The 14,143-nt window shown below is 69.9% G+C and carries 12 protein-coding genes; 5 read left to right on the top strand and 7 right to left on the bottom strand.

Annotated elements, in window-relative coordinates; all coding sequences use genetic code 11:
* Positions 1–136: 136 nt before the first annotated feature.
* The 5 genes from AB0D49_RS19975 to AB0D49_RS19955 form a co-directional block, all read right to left on the bottom strand.
* A complete protein-coding gene (locus AB0D49_RS19975) occupies positions 137–433 on the bottom strand; it encodes a WXG100 family type VII secretion target (RefSeq protein WP_362758866.1) in 297 nt (98 codons plus the stop codon).
* Positions 434–513: 80 nt separating this feature from the next.
* Entirely contained in the window at positions 514–861 is a 348-nt protein-coding gene (locus tag AB0D49_RS19970; protein WP_362758864.1) for a hypothetical protein, read from the bottom strand.
* A 100-nt stretch (positions 862–961) separates the two neighbouring features.
* A complete protein-coding gene (locus AB0D49_RS19965) occupies positions 962–2,224 on the bottom strand; it encodes a S8 family serine peptidase (RefSeq protein WP_362758862.1) in 1,263 nt (420 codons plus the stop codon).
* Between the two features lie 24 nt (positions 2,225–2,248).
* Positions 2,249–4,051: a hypothetical protein gene (locus AB0D49_RS19960; RefSeq protein ID WP_362758860.1), complete on the bottom strand. Its 1,803-nt coding sequence runs from the start codon at positions 4,049–4,051 to the stop codon at positions 2,249–2,251.
* A gap of 2 nt (positions 4,052–4,053) precedes the next feature.
* Positions 4,054–4,416, bottom strand: coding sequence for a hypothetical protein (locus tag AB0D49_RS19955; protein WP_362758858.1), 363 nt, complete (start codon positions 4,414–4,416; stop codon positions 4,054–4,056).
* Positions 4,417–5,146: 730 nt separating this feature from the next.
* On the opposite strand from AB0D49_RS19955, the gene AB0D49_RS19950 reads away from it, so the two are divergent.
* The 3 genes from AB0D49_RS19950 to AB0D49_RS19940 all read left to right on the top strand — a co-directional run bounded on the left by AB0D49_RS19950 (position 5,147) and on the right by AB0D49_RS19940 (position 8,700).
* Positions 5,147–5,680: a hypothetical protein gene (locus AB0D49_RS19950; protein WP_362758856.1), complete on the top strand. Its 534-nt coding sequence runs from the start codon at positions 5,147–5,149 to the stop codon at positions 5,678–5,680.
* 102 nt (positions 5,681–5,782) lie between these two features.
* Positions 5,783–8,080: a DUF6571 family protein gene (locus AB0D49_RS19945; RefSeq protein ID WP_362758854.1), complete on the top strand. Its 2,298-nt coding sequence runs from the start codon at positions 5,783–5,785 to the stop codon at positions 8,078–8,080.
* 41 nt (positions 8,081–8,121) lie between these two features.
* Complete coding sequence (locus tag AB0D49_RS19940; RefSeq protein WP_362758852.1) at positions 8,122–8,700, top strand: hypothetical protein; 579 nt, start codon at positions 8,122–8,124, stop codon at positions 8,698–8,700.
* A 94-nt stretch (positions 8,701–8,794) separates the two neighbouring features.
* Here the strand turns inward: AB0D49_RS19940 and mycP are convergent, their stop codons facing one another.
* The gene (gene mycP, locus AB0D49_RS19935; RefSeq protein WP_362758850.1) at positions 8,795–10,129 is read right to left on the bottom strand and encodes a type VII secretion-associated serine protease mycosin; all 1,335 of its coding nucleotides are present in this window, start codon (positions 10,127–10,129) and stop codon (positions 8,795–8,797) included.
* Positions 10,126–11,655 carry a type VII secretion protein EccB gene (gene eccB / locus AB0D49_RS19930; protein WP_362758848.1) on the bottom strand — a complete coding sequence of 510 codons (1,530 nt, stop codon included), beginning with the start codon at positions 11,653–11,655 and terminating at the stop codon, positions 10,126–10,128. Before eccB ends, mycP begins: the two co-directional genes overlap by 4 nt.
* Positions 11,656–11,863: 208 nt before the next feature.
* Here eccB and eccE point away from each other — a divergent pair, with 208 nt between their 5' ends.
* Positions 11,864–13,207, top strand: a complete 1,344-nt coding sequence (eccE, locus tag AB0D49_RS19925; RefSeq protein ID WP_362758846.1) for a type VII secretion protein EccE — start codon at positions 11,864–11,866, stop codon at positions 13,205–13,207.
* Between the two features lie 47 nt (positions 13,208–13,254).
* Positions 13,255–14,016 (top strand): hypothetical protein, encoded by a 762-nt coding sequence (locus tag AB0D49_RS19920; protein WP_362758915.1) that lies wholly within the window; start codon positions 13,255–13,257, stop codon positions 14,014–14,016.
* The last annotated feature ends 127 nt before the right edge of the window (positions 14,017–14,143 follow it).

Here is a 14,143-nt window from a genome sequence, read left to right as displayed (position 1 = left end):
CGGCTGGATTCGCCGCTCCAGAGGCGGCGTGGCGTGCAGACAGCGGCAGGGTGGGCGCCTCCCGCGCGCGCCCACCCTGCGTCCGCTTGTACTCGCCGTGCGTCGTCCGGCGTGGCCGGTTCGCCGCGTGAACGGGCTACATGAAGTAGCTGGCCGCCCGGCGGTCGCCCTCCATGTACGTACCGCCGGACTGGGCGACGACCTGGCCGATGCCCATCAGCGCGGTGTGGATGTCGTTGGCCTCCTTGTCCCAGCGGCGCAGCTTCTCGCCGAACTGGTCCTGGGCCTGGCCCGCCCAGTACTCGCGGCTCCGCTCGACCATCGAGCGCAGTTCCTGGAGGTCCTGCTCCAGCTGCTTGGCCTCGTTGCCGATGTTGGTGGCGGCGACGTCGAGACCGTCGTATGTGACGGACAGGCCGTCGTTGTTGCGCATGGTGTCTCCCTCGTTTCAGTGACGGTGGTGCCTACGGTGAGGTGCGGCGTGTGCCGGGTGGTCCGCGCCCGGACCGGGGCTCACATGGAGTTGAACGCGGACGACTGGACCGTGGGCGCACCCTCGTTGACGTTGATCCGGTTGACCGAGGCGCGCACCTCGTCTTCCTTGCTGTCCTTGATGTTGCGGGCCGACGTCATGGCCTCCATGACCTCGGCGAGGATGCCGCCGATGCCCTTGAGAGACTCGTTGATCTCGTACTGCTTACGGTCGAACTCGGCACGGCCGATGCCCTGCCACTGACCTTCCAGCCCGTCGATGACGCCCTGCAGACGGCTCACGCGGGTGCGGATGCCCTCGTACTTCTCGAACATCTGCTTCTGCAGTTGGACTACTGCGGCGTCTTCGAGTTTCTGGTCGGTAGCCATGGTGACCTGCCCTTCCTGTGTGGTTCGTGCTGTTCGTGCGGGTTGGCTGGACGGTGGGGGCGGCTGGGGCCTTTCGGGCGGCGAGCTGTCCTCGACGCCGTCACCTCGCCCGGCGTGCGCGCAGTACGGCGAAGCCCGCCCCGCCGACGACGATCACGGCGGCCGTGGCGCCCAGGGCGATCCACAGGGTGTTGCTGTCGCCGGGTTCGGAGGCGGTGGTGGCTGATCCGGCGGGGGTGGGGTCGGGGGAGTTCTTGGGGGGCGTGGGTGAGGGGTCGGCGGAGGAAGGGGCGGCCTTCTCACCCGATTTGGCGAGCAGATCGCCCTCGTTGACGTCCGCCAGGGGGTCGACGTCGGGGGCTCCGGCGTCGTAGGCGGGGTCTGCGAGGATCACTCGGGGGCGGATGAAGCCGTAGCCGGCGCTGCCGCTGGGCTTGTCCTTCGGCCAGCCCCGGCTGGCCGTGTCGATCAGGGCACGGACGACCTGGTTGACCGTCCAGTCCGGGTGTTCGGACCAGATCAAGGCGGCAGCCGCGGACGCGATGGCGGTCGACTGGCTGGTACCGCTCCCCTCGCAGTACGAAGTGAACTTCGCGTCGCACCAACTGGGAATGTCTTCACCCGGCGCCACGAGGTCGGCGTAGCCGGACGGCGAGAAGTCGGAGACTTCGAAGGACTGATCGACGGCTCCGATGCCGACGACATAGGGATAGGCGGCCGGAAGGTCGGTGAAGTCCTCATTGCCGACCGCGGCAAAGATCAGTTTTCCCTTCGAGGCCGCGTACTCGACGGCCGCCACGTCCGCGTCGGTCGCCATCCCGCCGAACGAGATGTTGATGATCTTCGCGTCGGTGTCGGCGACAGCACGCAGCACCTCGGAGGGCTCAGGCGTCTTGTCGTACTCGGGGCCCTGCTTCAGCCCCTCCAGTGCCACGCGGTAGGGCACGATCTTCGCCCCCGGCGCCAGACCCTTCAGGCCACCGCCGGCTCCTGTGCCGGCGATCAGCTCCGCCATGGACGTGCCGTGACCGGAGTAGTCGTCGGTGACCTTGTAGGCCACGGACTCTGGTACCTCGTCGACGAGTACCTGCCCCTTCAGCGAAGGCGTATCGGGGTTCACGCCGCTGTCGATGACCGCGACCTTCACGCCTTCCCCCGTACTGATCTGCCACATCTTCTCGGCCTGCATCTCGGCCAGGTACCACTGATCGGCCGCCTGGGTGTCGGCCATCGCGGCCGGTGCGTTTCCCGTGCTCACGGCGGCCAGGACGACGAAGAGCGCGCCCGCGGCACGCGCACGCCCCCTCCTGCGTGCCCGCAGGAGGTCGGTCCGCTCGGCCGGTCGGCCGGTCCCTGACGTCATGGTGTGGTCAGTCCTCGCTCATGCTCAGTTGGCGGCCGGGGGCACATCGCGCCGCGGCCGGTCGGGCTGCTCGGTCTCTTCGTTGCCGGTCGGGTCGTCGGGGCGGCGGTTCTCCTCCCGTTCCTGGTCGTCGTCCCGCCTTCGGTTACGGCGGAACAGTCCGCGAACGAGTCCCGCGCCGCCCCGGGTCATGCCGTTGCGCTCGGCGTTGGCGGGGCTGTTGCGACCCGCCGGGTTGCCGGTGACGGACGGGGAGGAACCTCGCCCGCCGGTGCGAGGCGCGGGCTGAGAAGCGCCGACGACGCCACGCTGACCGGGCTGCTGCCGTGCGGCGGGTCGGGAGGCGGATGTGCCGCCCGTGCCGATGACCGTACCGCGGGGGATCTTCGCACCACCGCGTGCCGGAGTACCGCCCGCGTTGGCGGGCCGTCCCCCGACCACCCCGTTGTTCCGGCCAGCTCCCGTGGGCGGGGTACCGGCCGTCCGCTGGCCTTGAGTACCGCCCGGACGTGGTGTCCCACCGGTCACCCCTTGACTGCCCATGGGGTACGGCCGACCGCCGGGGCCGGTGCCGCGCGCACCCGGCTGACCGGTGGGGGTCGAACGCCCTGCCTGGTTCGTCCCACCGGTCGGAGTCGGCCGACCCATAGCATTCCCGCCGCCTGTCCCAGTCGGACGTCCGGTCACCGGGTCGACCCCGGGCCGAGTGCGACCCTGTGCGGTGAGAGGGGCGCGCTGACCGCTTGTGCTGCCCTGGTTGCGGCCGGAGAACAAGTTCGCCACCGGAGGGCCGCCCGGGAACGGGCCGGGCTGGCCGTTGGGGGGTGGGCCTCCGGTCACCGGCGGAGTGGGGCCGTTGGGGGGTGTGCTGGTGGGAGGCGGCACCGTGCCGACGGTGTCCAGTTCCGTGTTGACGTCCGGACGGGTCGGAGGGATGTCCGGACGGGCCGGGTCGTCAGGGTGAGTGACGCGGCCGTTGACGTCGGGCTGGGGACGCTGGGCATTGATGACGTCAGGCGGGTCGTTACGTACGGGCGGCGGCTGTGTGGCGCCGTCGTCCCGGTTCGTCACCACCGCGGGACCTGTCTCTCCCGGGCCTCCCCGCAGGCGCTCCGGCCGGGGCACTCCCACGTTGGGCATGTCCGGGAACGTGGGGGGTTTCTCCTGGAGCACTTGGAGTTGCTGGCTGGAGACCGCGTAGTAGGACGCCAGGCGGTTCATCTGGTTGATGGCCTCCTGGCGGTCCTTCTCGACCTTGACCGCCGCCGCGTACTCCTTGTCGTCCGCGGCCCGCTCGGTCTCCGTGAAGTTCTTGGGCCGCTTGCGGTTGTTCGGGTCGCGTGGGGGCATGGCGCTGCGCACCGAGGCGAGGCCGACGGCCGCCGCGGTGATCTGGTCCCCGGCGCTGCCCGCGAAGTTGCTCAGTTCCTGGGTGGCGGTGACGAGCAGGGCACCGTATCCGCGGAAGTCACTGCCTGCCTGGCCCTTCCAGGAGAGCCGGGTGATGCGGCCGTCGAGTTCGTCGGCCGCCGCCTTGATCGCGTCGCGCGCGTCCCACAGAGCTTTGCCCGAGGATTCCAGATCCTCCGGGTCGGTCCGCTCGACCATGTCCAGCATCTGGTTGAGGTCGAGGTCCTTCTGGTCGAAGTCGGTACTGCCGAATACGGCCTGTCCCTGACCGGTGGACCCGACGACCGCCCGCAGGGGGGCGGTGATCATCTCGGTGAACAGCCCGCCCTGCGGTTGCTCGACGACGCGCGCTATGTCCGCGAAGGAGTTCTGGTTGGAGACGCGCTCCAGATCCGCCTCGTGCTGATCGCCGGACACGCTCAACCTCCCATTCCGGGCGCGTCGGAATCCGAACGCGCCTTCCCCGCCGTGCCGTCGGCCTGTTCGAGTTGGATACGGATCTGCCAATACCGCCGCCGCTGCTCCTCCTCCAACGCCTCGAACCCGATCGACGCGCCCTTGACCGCGATCCCGATCGCCTCGATCTGGAGATGCAGTGTCCGGGACAGATTGGTGAGCTGTTCATGGACGATGTTGTACTGGCTGTAGAGGGCATCCGCCTCGACGAAGACGCCTCCGGCCCCCTGGCTCAGGGACGTCTGTCTGATGGTCTGCGCCCGTACCTTCGCCGGATCGCCCGCGGACGCTTCGAGGTCCGAGAGCACCCCATCGACCCGTGACACGAAATCTCTGAGCAATTCCCCGCTGACCTGGAGGTCAGCGGCACTGCTTCCACCCATATCCGCCGGAAGCACGACGTTCCACCCCGTTCCCCGTTGTGCGTTGCCATCCACCCGTGGCGGCTCGACACGGCCGGACTCCCACCGGCCACACGATCGCAAACCGCTCCGCACCTAACAACGTCTTTACCACTGTAGACAACACCCTCAACGACTCCAACCAGGGTGTGACTCAACTCAGTTACAAGCCGCGACGGGTCGCCGCGAATTGCCCGGTTCGCCGGTTTGCGTGCGGCACGGGAGGAAGCGAGTGGGTTGGCGGGAAGGGGGCGCGCCGTGCGTTCGGGTGTCTTCACCGGATTTCCACTCAACCGTACGGAGGCGAAGTCGGCCGTGTTCAAGGCGCAAGGAGCTGTGCCGGATGAGGCAGGGGCGGGCGGCGGGTGCGCATCGGGGTGGGCGTTCGCGGGCGCGATGGTGGGTGCGGAGGGGCGGGAAGGTGCGTGCGGCGGGGGTGGGAAGGTGCGATGTGCGACACCTTCTCCAAACCTTCACGCCGGAATGGAGCGGCAGATCCTTTCTGCCACGAACCTCCTCAGCCCGCACTGCTAATTTGGCCCGCGGCTATGACACAGGGCATACGACCGCGCACGCTGCGTACGCCACACCGCGCGGCGATATCGCGTATCGCGGCAGATCGGCCGACCTGGCATGAGGGGGACGGGAATCGCCCATGGCATGGGACGAATGGGAGCAGTTGAAGGCCGCGGCGTCCGAGCGGCAGTCGACCGGGATGCAGCTGAACCAGCTCGATCCCGGGGACGGTTCACCCGGTACGCGCGGTGGTGGATCGCTCGGCCGGCACGGGGATCTGAAGGTGGCGAACGAGTCACTGACCGGGATCGGGCGTTCGGCGCACGACCTCTACAACGATCTCTGGGACAAGGCGAGGGTGGCCGTTCCCAGTGGTGACGCGGCGGCGGGCGACCTGACGACCCAGGGATTCGCCTTGGGGGACGGCCTCCAGCATGTGACGAACCGCTGGCAGGAACAGCTCAGATCGCTGATGGACGCGTGCGCCCAGATCACCAACCACCTCCAGGTCACTCGGACCATTCACACCGGCGACGAGAATTTCATCCAGCGTCAGATGAGCGGTATCGCCACGCTGGACGCCGGTTTTGACGAACGGGTGGGGCAGCCGGGGGCGGCGAATCCGGTGTACGGCGCGGCGGGGAAGGGTGATGGGGATGGCGAAGGAAAGTAGACGGCTCCGCGCGGGGACGGGAGGGGGCTTCCTCCTCTCCGGTTCCTCCCCCCTTTCGCTCCCCCCGCATTGCCCCGCCCGACTTCCTGACTAGGGAATCCCATGGATCTCGACACCCTGCGTGATGCCAGTTTCACCCTGCTGGACGAGGCGGTGACGGACTGGTCGACGCTGGTCGATCAACTGCACACCTTGAAGCGGGACGCCGAGGAACGTCTGCGGCAGAAGGCGAATCAGGCGGACTGGGCCGGGGTGAACGCGGAGGTGACGAAGGAGTTCATCGGGAAGACCGCCGGTGAGTTCGCCGACGCGCATACGCAGGCCACGTCGATCCACGGCATCCTGCGGGACACCCGGGGTGAGCTGAAGGGTTATCACCGGCAGCTGACGGAGGCCATTGAGGACGGGCGGGGGCAGGGGCTGACCGTCGTCGGGCGCGGGGGTGGGTTCATGGTCACCCAGAGCGTTCCGCCGGAGTCGGGCCAGGACGATCAGGCGCGGGTCGACGCTCTTCGGGACCGTATTCAGGGAATCCTGGACGGGGCGACGGAGAGCGACGATTCGGCGCGGCGGGTGTTGCGGGCGATCGCCGATCGGAGTCAGTTCGGGTTCTCCGATGTGCGCTATGCCGACCGGGATTCCGCGTCGGAGGCGCTGCGGCAGGCCGAGAGCCTGGCGAGGCTTGCGGCGCAGGCTCCGCGGGATCTGAGCGTCGAGGAATTCGACCGGCTGGTGCGGGGGCTGGCGGAGTACGAGGGTGACGCGCTGTTCGCGGAGCGGTTCGCGACGGTGCTGGGGCCGGAGCGGACGCTTGAGTTCTGGGCCGGGGTGAATGATCCGCATCGCGGGAACCATGAGCTGGGCCGGGAGCGTCTCGATCGCTTCGACGAGTTGCAGCGGTCTTTGGGGACGACCTTGGCGAATGCCACGCAGAGTGATTCGCTCGCGATGCTGGAGTGGAAGCGGACGATGGTCGACATCGGCGACAAGCCGGTGGGGGGTGGGCTCGGCGGTCCTATGGGATTCCAGGTGATGAGCAATCTCATGCGGACCGGGGACTACGACGATCAGTTTTTGCGGGACTACGGTACGAAGTTGATGGCCACCGAGCGGGAGTTGACGGGCAACGGTGAGCGGGAGAACAGGGCGTGGCAGCACATGGGGATGGACCCGTGGCTGAACCGGATCGGTGAGGACAGTGGGTCCGATCCGCTGACCGGTTTCCTGAAGGGGTTGTCGAACAGTCCTGACGCGGCGACGGATTTCTTCAACCAGGAGTTCATCGCCCGCAGCGATCCGGACAATCCCTTCGAACGCGACACGGATGGTGACGGTAAGCAGGGCAAGGTCACGCTCTCCAATTTCCAGTATCTGTTCGAGGAGCGGGAGTGGCCGCAGGAGACGAGTCTTGCGGGCAAGGATCTCAACACGGGGAAGAACAATCTGGCGCTGGCGCTGGAGGCGGCGACCACGGGGCATCCGGCGGGGGAGATGCCGACGGCGGACACGCCGGACCACAGTCCCGAACAGGCGCGGCTCATGGAGAGCCTTGTCTCGTCGATCGCGGACGATCCGGAGCGGCTCACAGGTAGCGGCTATATGTCCGACAGCATCGGGCAGATCACATCGGAGTACCTGCCGGACATCAACCGGTCCGGCAGCGGTGTGGAGCGGGACCCCGGCGCCGAGAACTGGAAAGAGATCGTGAAACTCTTTCCAGTGGACGGCACCGAGGCTGAACTCGACCCCTCCGAGGTGAGTCAGCTCCTCTTCGCGGTCGGCCAGAATCCGGAAGGGTTCGCCACCGTGGAAGTCGGACAGAAGGCATACATGGGGCAGCTGATGGAGTACCACCTCAACCCGAATCTCCCCCCTGAAATGCGCTATTCCGATGACCCTGAAAGGATCGTCAATTCCATCGCCATCAGGTCCGGGGAAATCTCTGGAACGCTCCGGCTCGGCGCTCAGGAGTACATCGGCGATGAGGCACTGAGGAAAGACAAGGAATACGCCGAATCGGTGGCCCAGAGGAAGAATCTCATCTCGGGCACGGTCGGCACGGTTGTGGGTGTCGGTACGTCCTTCGTCGCCACTCCATGGGTGGGGGCGTTGGCGGGAGGAGCCGCGGGAACCGTTTCCAGCATGGTTCTGGAATCTGTTTTCAGTGACGCCGAGGGCAAGGCGGCCGAGGGATCACAGGAGGCCGCGGGGGACGTATGGCAAGAAGGGTACGAGCAGAACACCCGGGTCACGGAGAACGCCGCCCGGGAGGCGGCGCGGCTGCACGGCCTGGAGACCGGTGACATTGGAATCGCGACGCGAGAAGCGGCCCAACAGGGATACATCAACTCTCGCGCGATCCTGGAGGGCCGAGCTCCTGGCACCATCGCAAGCGACTGACCTCGAACGTCCCCCGCACTGGCCGACATGGAGTCAATTCCGTGATACAGCCCCACACATCCCCGGCAGCCGACGCACACCGCACGCTCATCCAGCGTCGTCACCGTGCACTCGCTCCCACCGCGGCGCTCGCCCTCTGCCTCGTTCTGTCCGGATGCGGCGGAGGCGAGGAGACGCGCGAGTACGCGATCCCCAGCGGTCTGTGCGGCACGGCGGTCACTGACGCCCTGCGTCCGTTCTTCCCTCCCGGAAAGGAGATCTCCTCGTCGGAGAAGGACGGCTCCGGAATGAAGACATGCGATGTCGCCGTCGACGACAAGAAAATCATGACGACGACGCAGGCATGGATCGAAGGGGGAAAGACCACCGCGTACTTCGCGGCCGGTCTCACACTTGAGGAACTGCCTCACGCTCATGACGGAGAGCGGTTCCGCTATTCGGGGACGGAAGCGTTCGGCAAGACCCGCGGCTGTGTTGACGAAACGTACAAGCAGGAGCTGTACGCGGCGGTGCAGGTGTGGGACTCGGAGCACGAGGACGCCGACGCCATGAAGAGCGTCATCCTCGCCTACACGGCGGAGGTACAGCGGTCGGCCGAGTGCGCGGAAGGGGCGCTATGAGCAGCGGCGGCGTACGAGCCGTGCCATAAGGAGGCGGCTCCAGGCTCCGTAGGCTCCGTCACCGGCGGCACCCGCTCTTGCCCTCGCCCCGCCCTCAGCCTCGTCCAGACCTCCCCCTCCTCCGTCGAGAGTCCCTCACCGCCACCCCCGTCCCCGTCAAGCCCGCCACCAACACCAGTCCCCCCACCACCACATACGTCCCCATCCGGGTGTTGCGTTCGTCCGGGGTCTCGCCGAAGTGGACCGGGGCCACCGAGGGGGCCGCGCCCGCGGGGGGCTGGGGGTCCGGCTGGGGGGAGTTGACGGGGTTCTTCGGGTCAACGTCCGTCAGGGCGCGTACCGGGTCCACGACGCCCCAGCCGAGGTTGCGGTCATGGCCGGGGATGGTGCGTTCCGCGGTCTGTTCGATCTGGGCGACCACCTGCTGGGCGGTCCACTTCGGGTACTTGGACTTGAGCAGGGCCGCCACGGCGGCCACGTACGGCGCCGAGAAGCTCGTGCCGTTGTCCGGGCAGTGGCCGTCGCCGGGGACCGTGGAGATCATGTCGACGCCCGGGGCCGCCACGCCCACGAAGTGGCCGGACTGGGAGAACGGGGCCCGTTCGTTGTTGCGGTCGGAGGAGGCGACGGCGAGGACCCCCTCGTAGGACGCCGGGTAGGTGATCTTGACGTTGCCGCCGAGGCCGTCGTTCCCGGCCGAGGCGACCACCACCACCTTGGCCTTCAGTGCCTCGTCCACGGCTTCTTGCAGGGCCTCGTCGGGACGGACCGCGTTCGCCGTGTCCTGGGAGATGTTGATGACGCCGGCGCCCTGGGCGACCGCGTAGCGGATCGAGGTCGCCAGGGTCGCCGCCGTGCCGTTGCCCTCGGCGTCGTTCTGCTTGATCGGGATGATCGTGGCCTCCGGGGCGAGCCCGACGAAACCGGTGCCCTCAGCCGGGCGCGCGGCGATGATGCCCGCGACGCGTGTGCCATGGCCCACGGTGTCCGTGGTGCCGTTCGCCGCGCCCCAGTCCAGCTTCTCGCCGTCCTCGGCCTTGTCGTCCTGGGGAGGCAGGACACTGCGGCCCTTCGACGCGTCGACCGCCGCCTTCAGCTGCGGATGCCGTACGTCCACGCCCGTGTCGATCACCGCCACCCGTACCCCGGCGCCCTTGGACTGCGCCCACAGCTCGTCCAGGTTGACGCGTTGCAGGGCCCAGGGGCGGCCTTCGTACCGCTCCGAGGGGAAGGTGCACTGGCCGCCGTCGTCCGCCCGCGCGGGGGCGGGCAGGGCCAGCAGTCCGGTCGTCGTGCAGGCCGTGGCGGCCAGCAGGGCCGACACGCGGAGCGCCCGGCCGGACCGGGCCCCATGTCCCCGCTTCGCGTAGGCGTCCCACATGTGCCCGCTCCCCCGCCCGTCCACGTCGTCCACGTCGTCCACGGTCACGACCCCTGCGGCTGGCGCGCCGCCGACTCCGACAGGCGCGGGCCCGTCGGCAGGAACTCCGACCACGCGGCGGGGACCGGCACCGGGGTGACCTTCCCGTAGCCGAGGCGGGTCTGGGCGATCCTGGCCTCGTTCAGCGCCCGCTCCCGCTGTTCCGCCGAGCTGCCGATGCCCTGGTCGTCCCCGGCGCTGTCGCTGTTGGACTGCATCGCGTAGCGCAGCCCGGTGTCCGTGACCAGGAAGACGCTGCCCGCGCCCGTCTCGGTGCCCTGGAACTGGCGGTAGAGCTGGCCGGAGCCGGGGGTGACGTAGGCGCTGGAGGAGCCGGTGGGCAGCTGCTCGGGGAAGTCGGTGCCGGCCCAGGTGGACAGGGTCGTCGTCCCGCTGTCGGCGTCGACCGACCGCAGCACGGCGCAGACCGCATCACGGCCGGCGTCGGAGGCGGTGTCGTTGACCATCCGGGGCCGGTACTGGGGCCAGTCCCGCTCGCCCGGGAAGTCCCGGCTGTCGGCCACCGCGCCGGGGCTGACCTGCTCGGCCTCGCCGGCCTGACCGACGGCGACCAGGTCACCGCTGTTGAGCAGCAGCGTGGCGGTGAACTCCGAGATCCGGGCGACCTCGCCGGGCTGGACGACGTAGTACTGCATCCGCTGGCCCTCGAAGGCGCGGATGACCATGCCGACCTTGTCGACGTCGTCGAGGGCCGCGTCGGCGAAGGCGTCGGCGGGGTCGCCGGGGGTGCCCTCGACGGCCGGGACGGCGAGCGGGTCGCCCTGGTGCAGGGTGTCCAGCCAGTCCTGGGAGACGCGCTGCGGTGCGCGGCCCTGCGTGTCGAGCGCCTTGAGGAGTTCGTTGTCGGCCGGGTCGCCCAGCTCGTAGGCGGTGCCGCGCGCGTCGACGACGTACTGCTTCTCGCCGTCGGGGCCCACGACGTACATCAGGTCGCCGCCGGTCAGCCGGTTGTCGCCCTCGGTCCGGCGCCAGTCCTTCTCGGCCAGGACGAACGCCGCCTTCTGGATGGCCCGCCCGCCCTCGCCGGGACGCTCGCACACCGCCCAGCGCTTGGCCTTCTCCGCCTCGCCGTCGGACGGGAGGCGGTCGGGGGCGTAGGGGATGCCGAGGGTGGCGCCGTGCGGCGGCTCGCCGCTGTCGAGGACCTTCTCGTCGACGGTGATGACGCTGTCCTTGTTCGGGTCGAGCAGCAGCTTGGCCGACGCCATGTTGAGGACGGGGTGGAGCTGGGTGTCGGCGCCGGTCTTCAGGACCACGTACCGGGTGGTGGACTTGCTCGCCACGATGACGTGCGCGCCCGGCGTGTTCCAGCCCTTGGGCGCGGTCGGGCTGAACAGGCCGATGGCCCCGAACACCGCGAGGATCACGATCCCCACGACCACCCCGGGCCACACCGCGCTCAGCGGTCGGGGCGCCCCCTCCTCCGAACCGGACGGCGAGGGCCGCAGGAACGACGCGAGAGTGCGGCGCTTCGCGAAGGTGTAGGCGTTGAGTTCGTCGCGCCGTGATGCCATCTGTGTCCGCTCTCTCCCCGTGCGGAGCCATGGGGGACCCGTGAAGGGCCGTTCCCCCGCCCTCGGTTGCCTTCTGGTGCCTCGGTTGTCAGACCCGGCCCCTACTATGCCTGTTGCGGGGTCGTGCGTGTCGCACGGGTAGGGTGCGCGGGGCTGGAGAGGACCCGCGCGCAAGGGATTTCGGCAGACTTCGGGGGGTTTTGGAGTGATGGCTTCCGTACGGCGGACCCGGTCGCGATCGCAATCGGGCTCAGCAGCGGGCGGTTCGGGTGGTCCGGGGACCGCGCCGGGGTCCGGCGGGCCGTCCGCGGGGGCGTCGGGCGGCGGGGGCGCGACGCCGCATCTGCGGTCGCGCTCCGGGCGCGGCGGCTCGTTCGCCGTGCAGCGCCTGGTGCTGCTGGAGCTGGCCGTGGCACTGCTGGTCTGCGGCTGGCTGATCCATCTGTACGCGCTGATCCCGGCGGCGGTGGTCGCCGCGGCCCTGGTCGTCCTCGCGCTGGTACGGCGCCGGGGGCGCTCCCTGCCGGAATGGCTGGGCGGGGTGCAGGCGCTGCGGGCCCGGCGCCGCCGCGCCGCCGACGGAGCCCTCCCGCCGGGCACGGACGCGGGGCTGGCGCCCGCCGTGGAGTGCGACCCGGCCCTGCGGACGTACAGCTTCGGCCGGGGCGACGACCGGCGTCCGGTGGGCATGGTGGGCGACGGCGGCTTCCTGACCGTGCTGCTCCAAGTGGAGGCGGACACCGGGGCGTTGCGGGCCGAGCGCAGCCGCAGACCGCTGCCGGTCGCCCTGGTGCGGGACGCGCTCGACGTCGACGGCATCCGGCTGGAGTCGGCGCAGATCGTGCTGCACACCCAGCCCGCGCCCGCGCCGCATCTGCCGCAGCAGTCGGTCGTGGTCACCAACTACACCCAGCTCCAGGCGAACACCGCCGCCCCCGCCGTGCGGATCATGTGGATCGCGCTGAAGCTGGACCCCGAGCTGTGCGCCGAGGCGGTCGCCGCGCGGGGCGGCGGTCTGGTCGGCGCGCAGAAGTGCCTGGTGCGGTCGGCGGAGCATCTGTCGAGCCGGCTGACCGGGGCCGGGTTCCGCGCCCATGTGCTGACGGAGGAGGAGATCAGCTCCGCGATCGCCACCTCCGCCTGCGCCAACCCCATGGTCACCGCACAGGCCGGTCAGGCCGACGCGCCCCGGCGGCGCACGGAGGAGTCCAGCCGCAGCTGGCGCTGCGACAACCGGCGGCACACCACGTACTGGGTACGCCGCTGGCCCCCGCTCGGCGGCGACGGGGTCCCGCTGCCACAGCTGGTGGCCCAGTTGACGGCCGTCCCGGCGCTGGCGACCACCTTCAGCCTGACCCTGGCGAACGGCGGCCAGGGCGATGTCACGGTCACCGGCCATGTCCGGATCACCGGCCGCAGCAGCAGCGAACTGGCCACCTCCCGCCGCGATCTGGAGCGCGCGGCCCGTGAACTGCGCACCGGGCTCGCCCGGCTGGACCGCGAACAGCTCCCCGGTGTCCTCGCCACCCTGCCGCTCGGAGGTGCCCGCTGATGGCCATGACAGGGTCTCCCACACCCTCCACACCCTCCATGCAGTCCATGCAGCCCTCATATGTGCCGTCGTCCCCGGCGGGCCCACATGACCCCGCTCCCGGTGAACGGCCGCGCACCGGCTTCGGGCTGCTCGGGCCCCGCCATCCGCGGCACGCCCTCCCGGTCGACCAGTTCGACGCGCTGTCCCTGCCCATCGGTGACGACGGAGTGGTGGTCGGGGTCGACGCCGAGGGCCACCCGGCGGTCCTGGGCGTGAACCGGCCCACACCGTTCGACATCCTGCTCATCGGCGGTCTGTGGACGGCCCAGGTGCTGGCGCTGCGGTCGGCGGCCACCGGCGCCCGGGTCGCCGTCGAGACCGGCCGCCCGGCGCACTGGGCCCAGGTGGTGCAGGCGGTCGGCGGCGGCCAGTCCGGGATGACCGTGCACGACGTGGGCCGGGTGCCGCCGCTGGGCGCCTCGGCGGGCGGGCCGGTGCTGGTGATCCGGGACTGCGGGATGCGCCCGCCGCGCGGGCGGGTCGTGTCGGCGCCCTGGCAGTCGGTGCTGACCCTGCTGCCCTATCTCAGCCCGGTCGCCCCCCGGTTGATGCGGCAGGCACGGCTGATCGGAGTGCAGCGGGTGTCCCCGGACGAGGCCGGCGAGATCGGCCGGGTGACCGGGCTCCCCCGCCCCGAGTACGAGTCGCTGCCCACCCTCGCCGACGGCGTCACCCTGTGGTGCACCGAGCGCGACCGGCAGTATGTGATGACCCAACCGACCGACGCGGAGATCGGGTTGCTGGGCGTGGCCCGCCGGATGGACTGACGCCGACCTGACGCCGACCTGACGCCGTTCGGGTCCGGCATCCGGACGGACCGCCGCTGCCCGTCGCGCACGGACATGTGCCCGGGTGCGGGCGGGCCTGCCGTCGTCGTCCCTTTCATGATTAGGC

Source organism: Streptomyces sp. NPDC048290, assembly GCF_040652095.1.
Classification (GTDB): domain Bacteria; phylum Actinomycetota; class Actinomycetes; order Streptomycetales; family Streptomycetaceae; genus Streptomyces.
The sequence above is the reverse complement of the archived record's forward strand: the minus strand, read 5'-3'. Positions and strand labels throughout refer to the sequence as shown.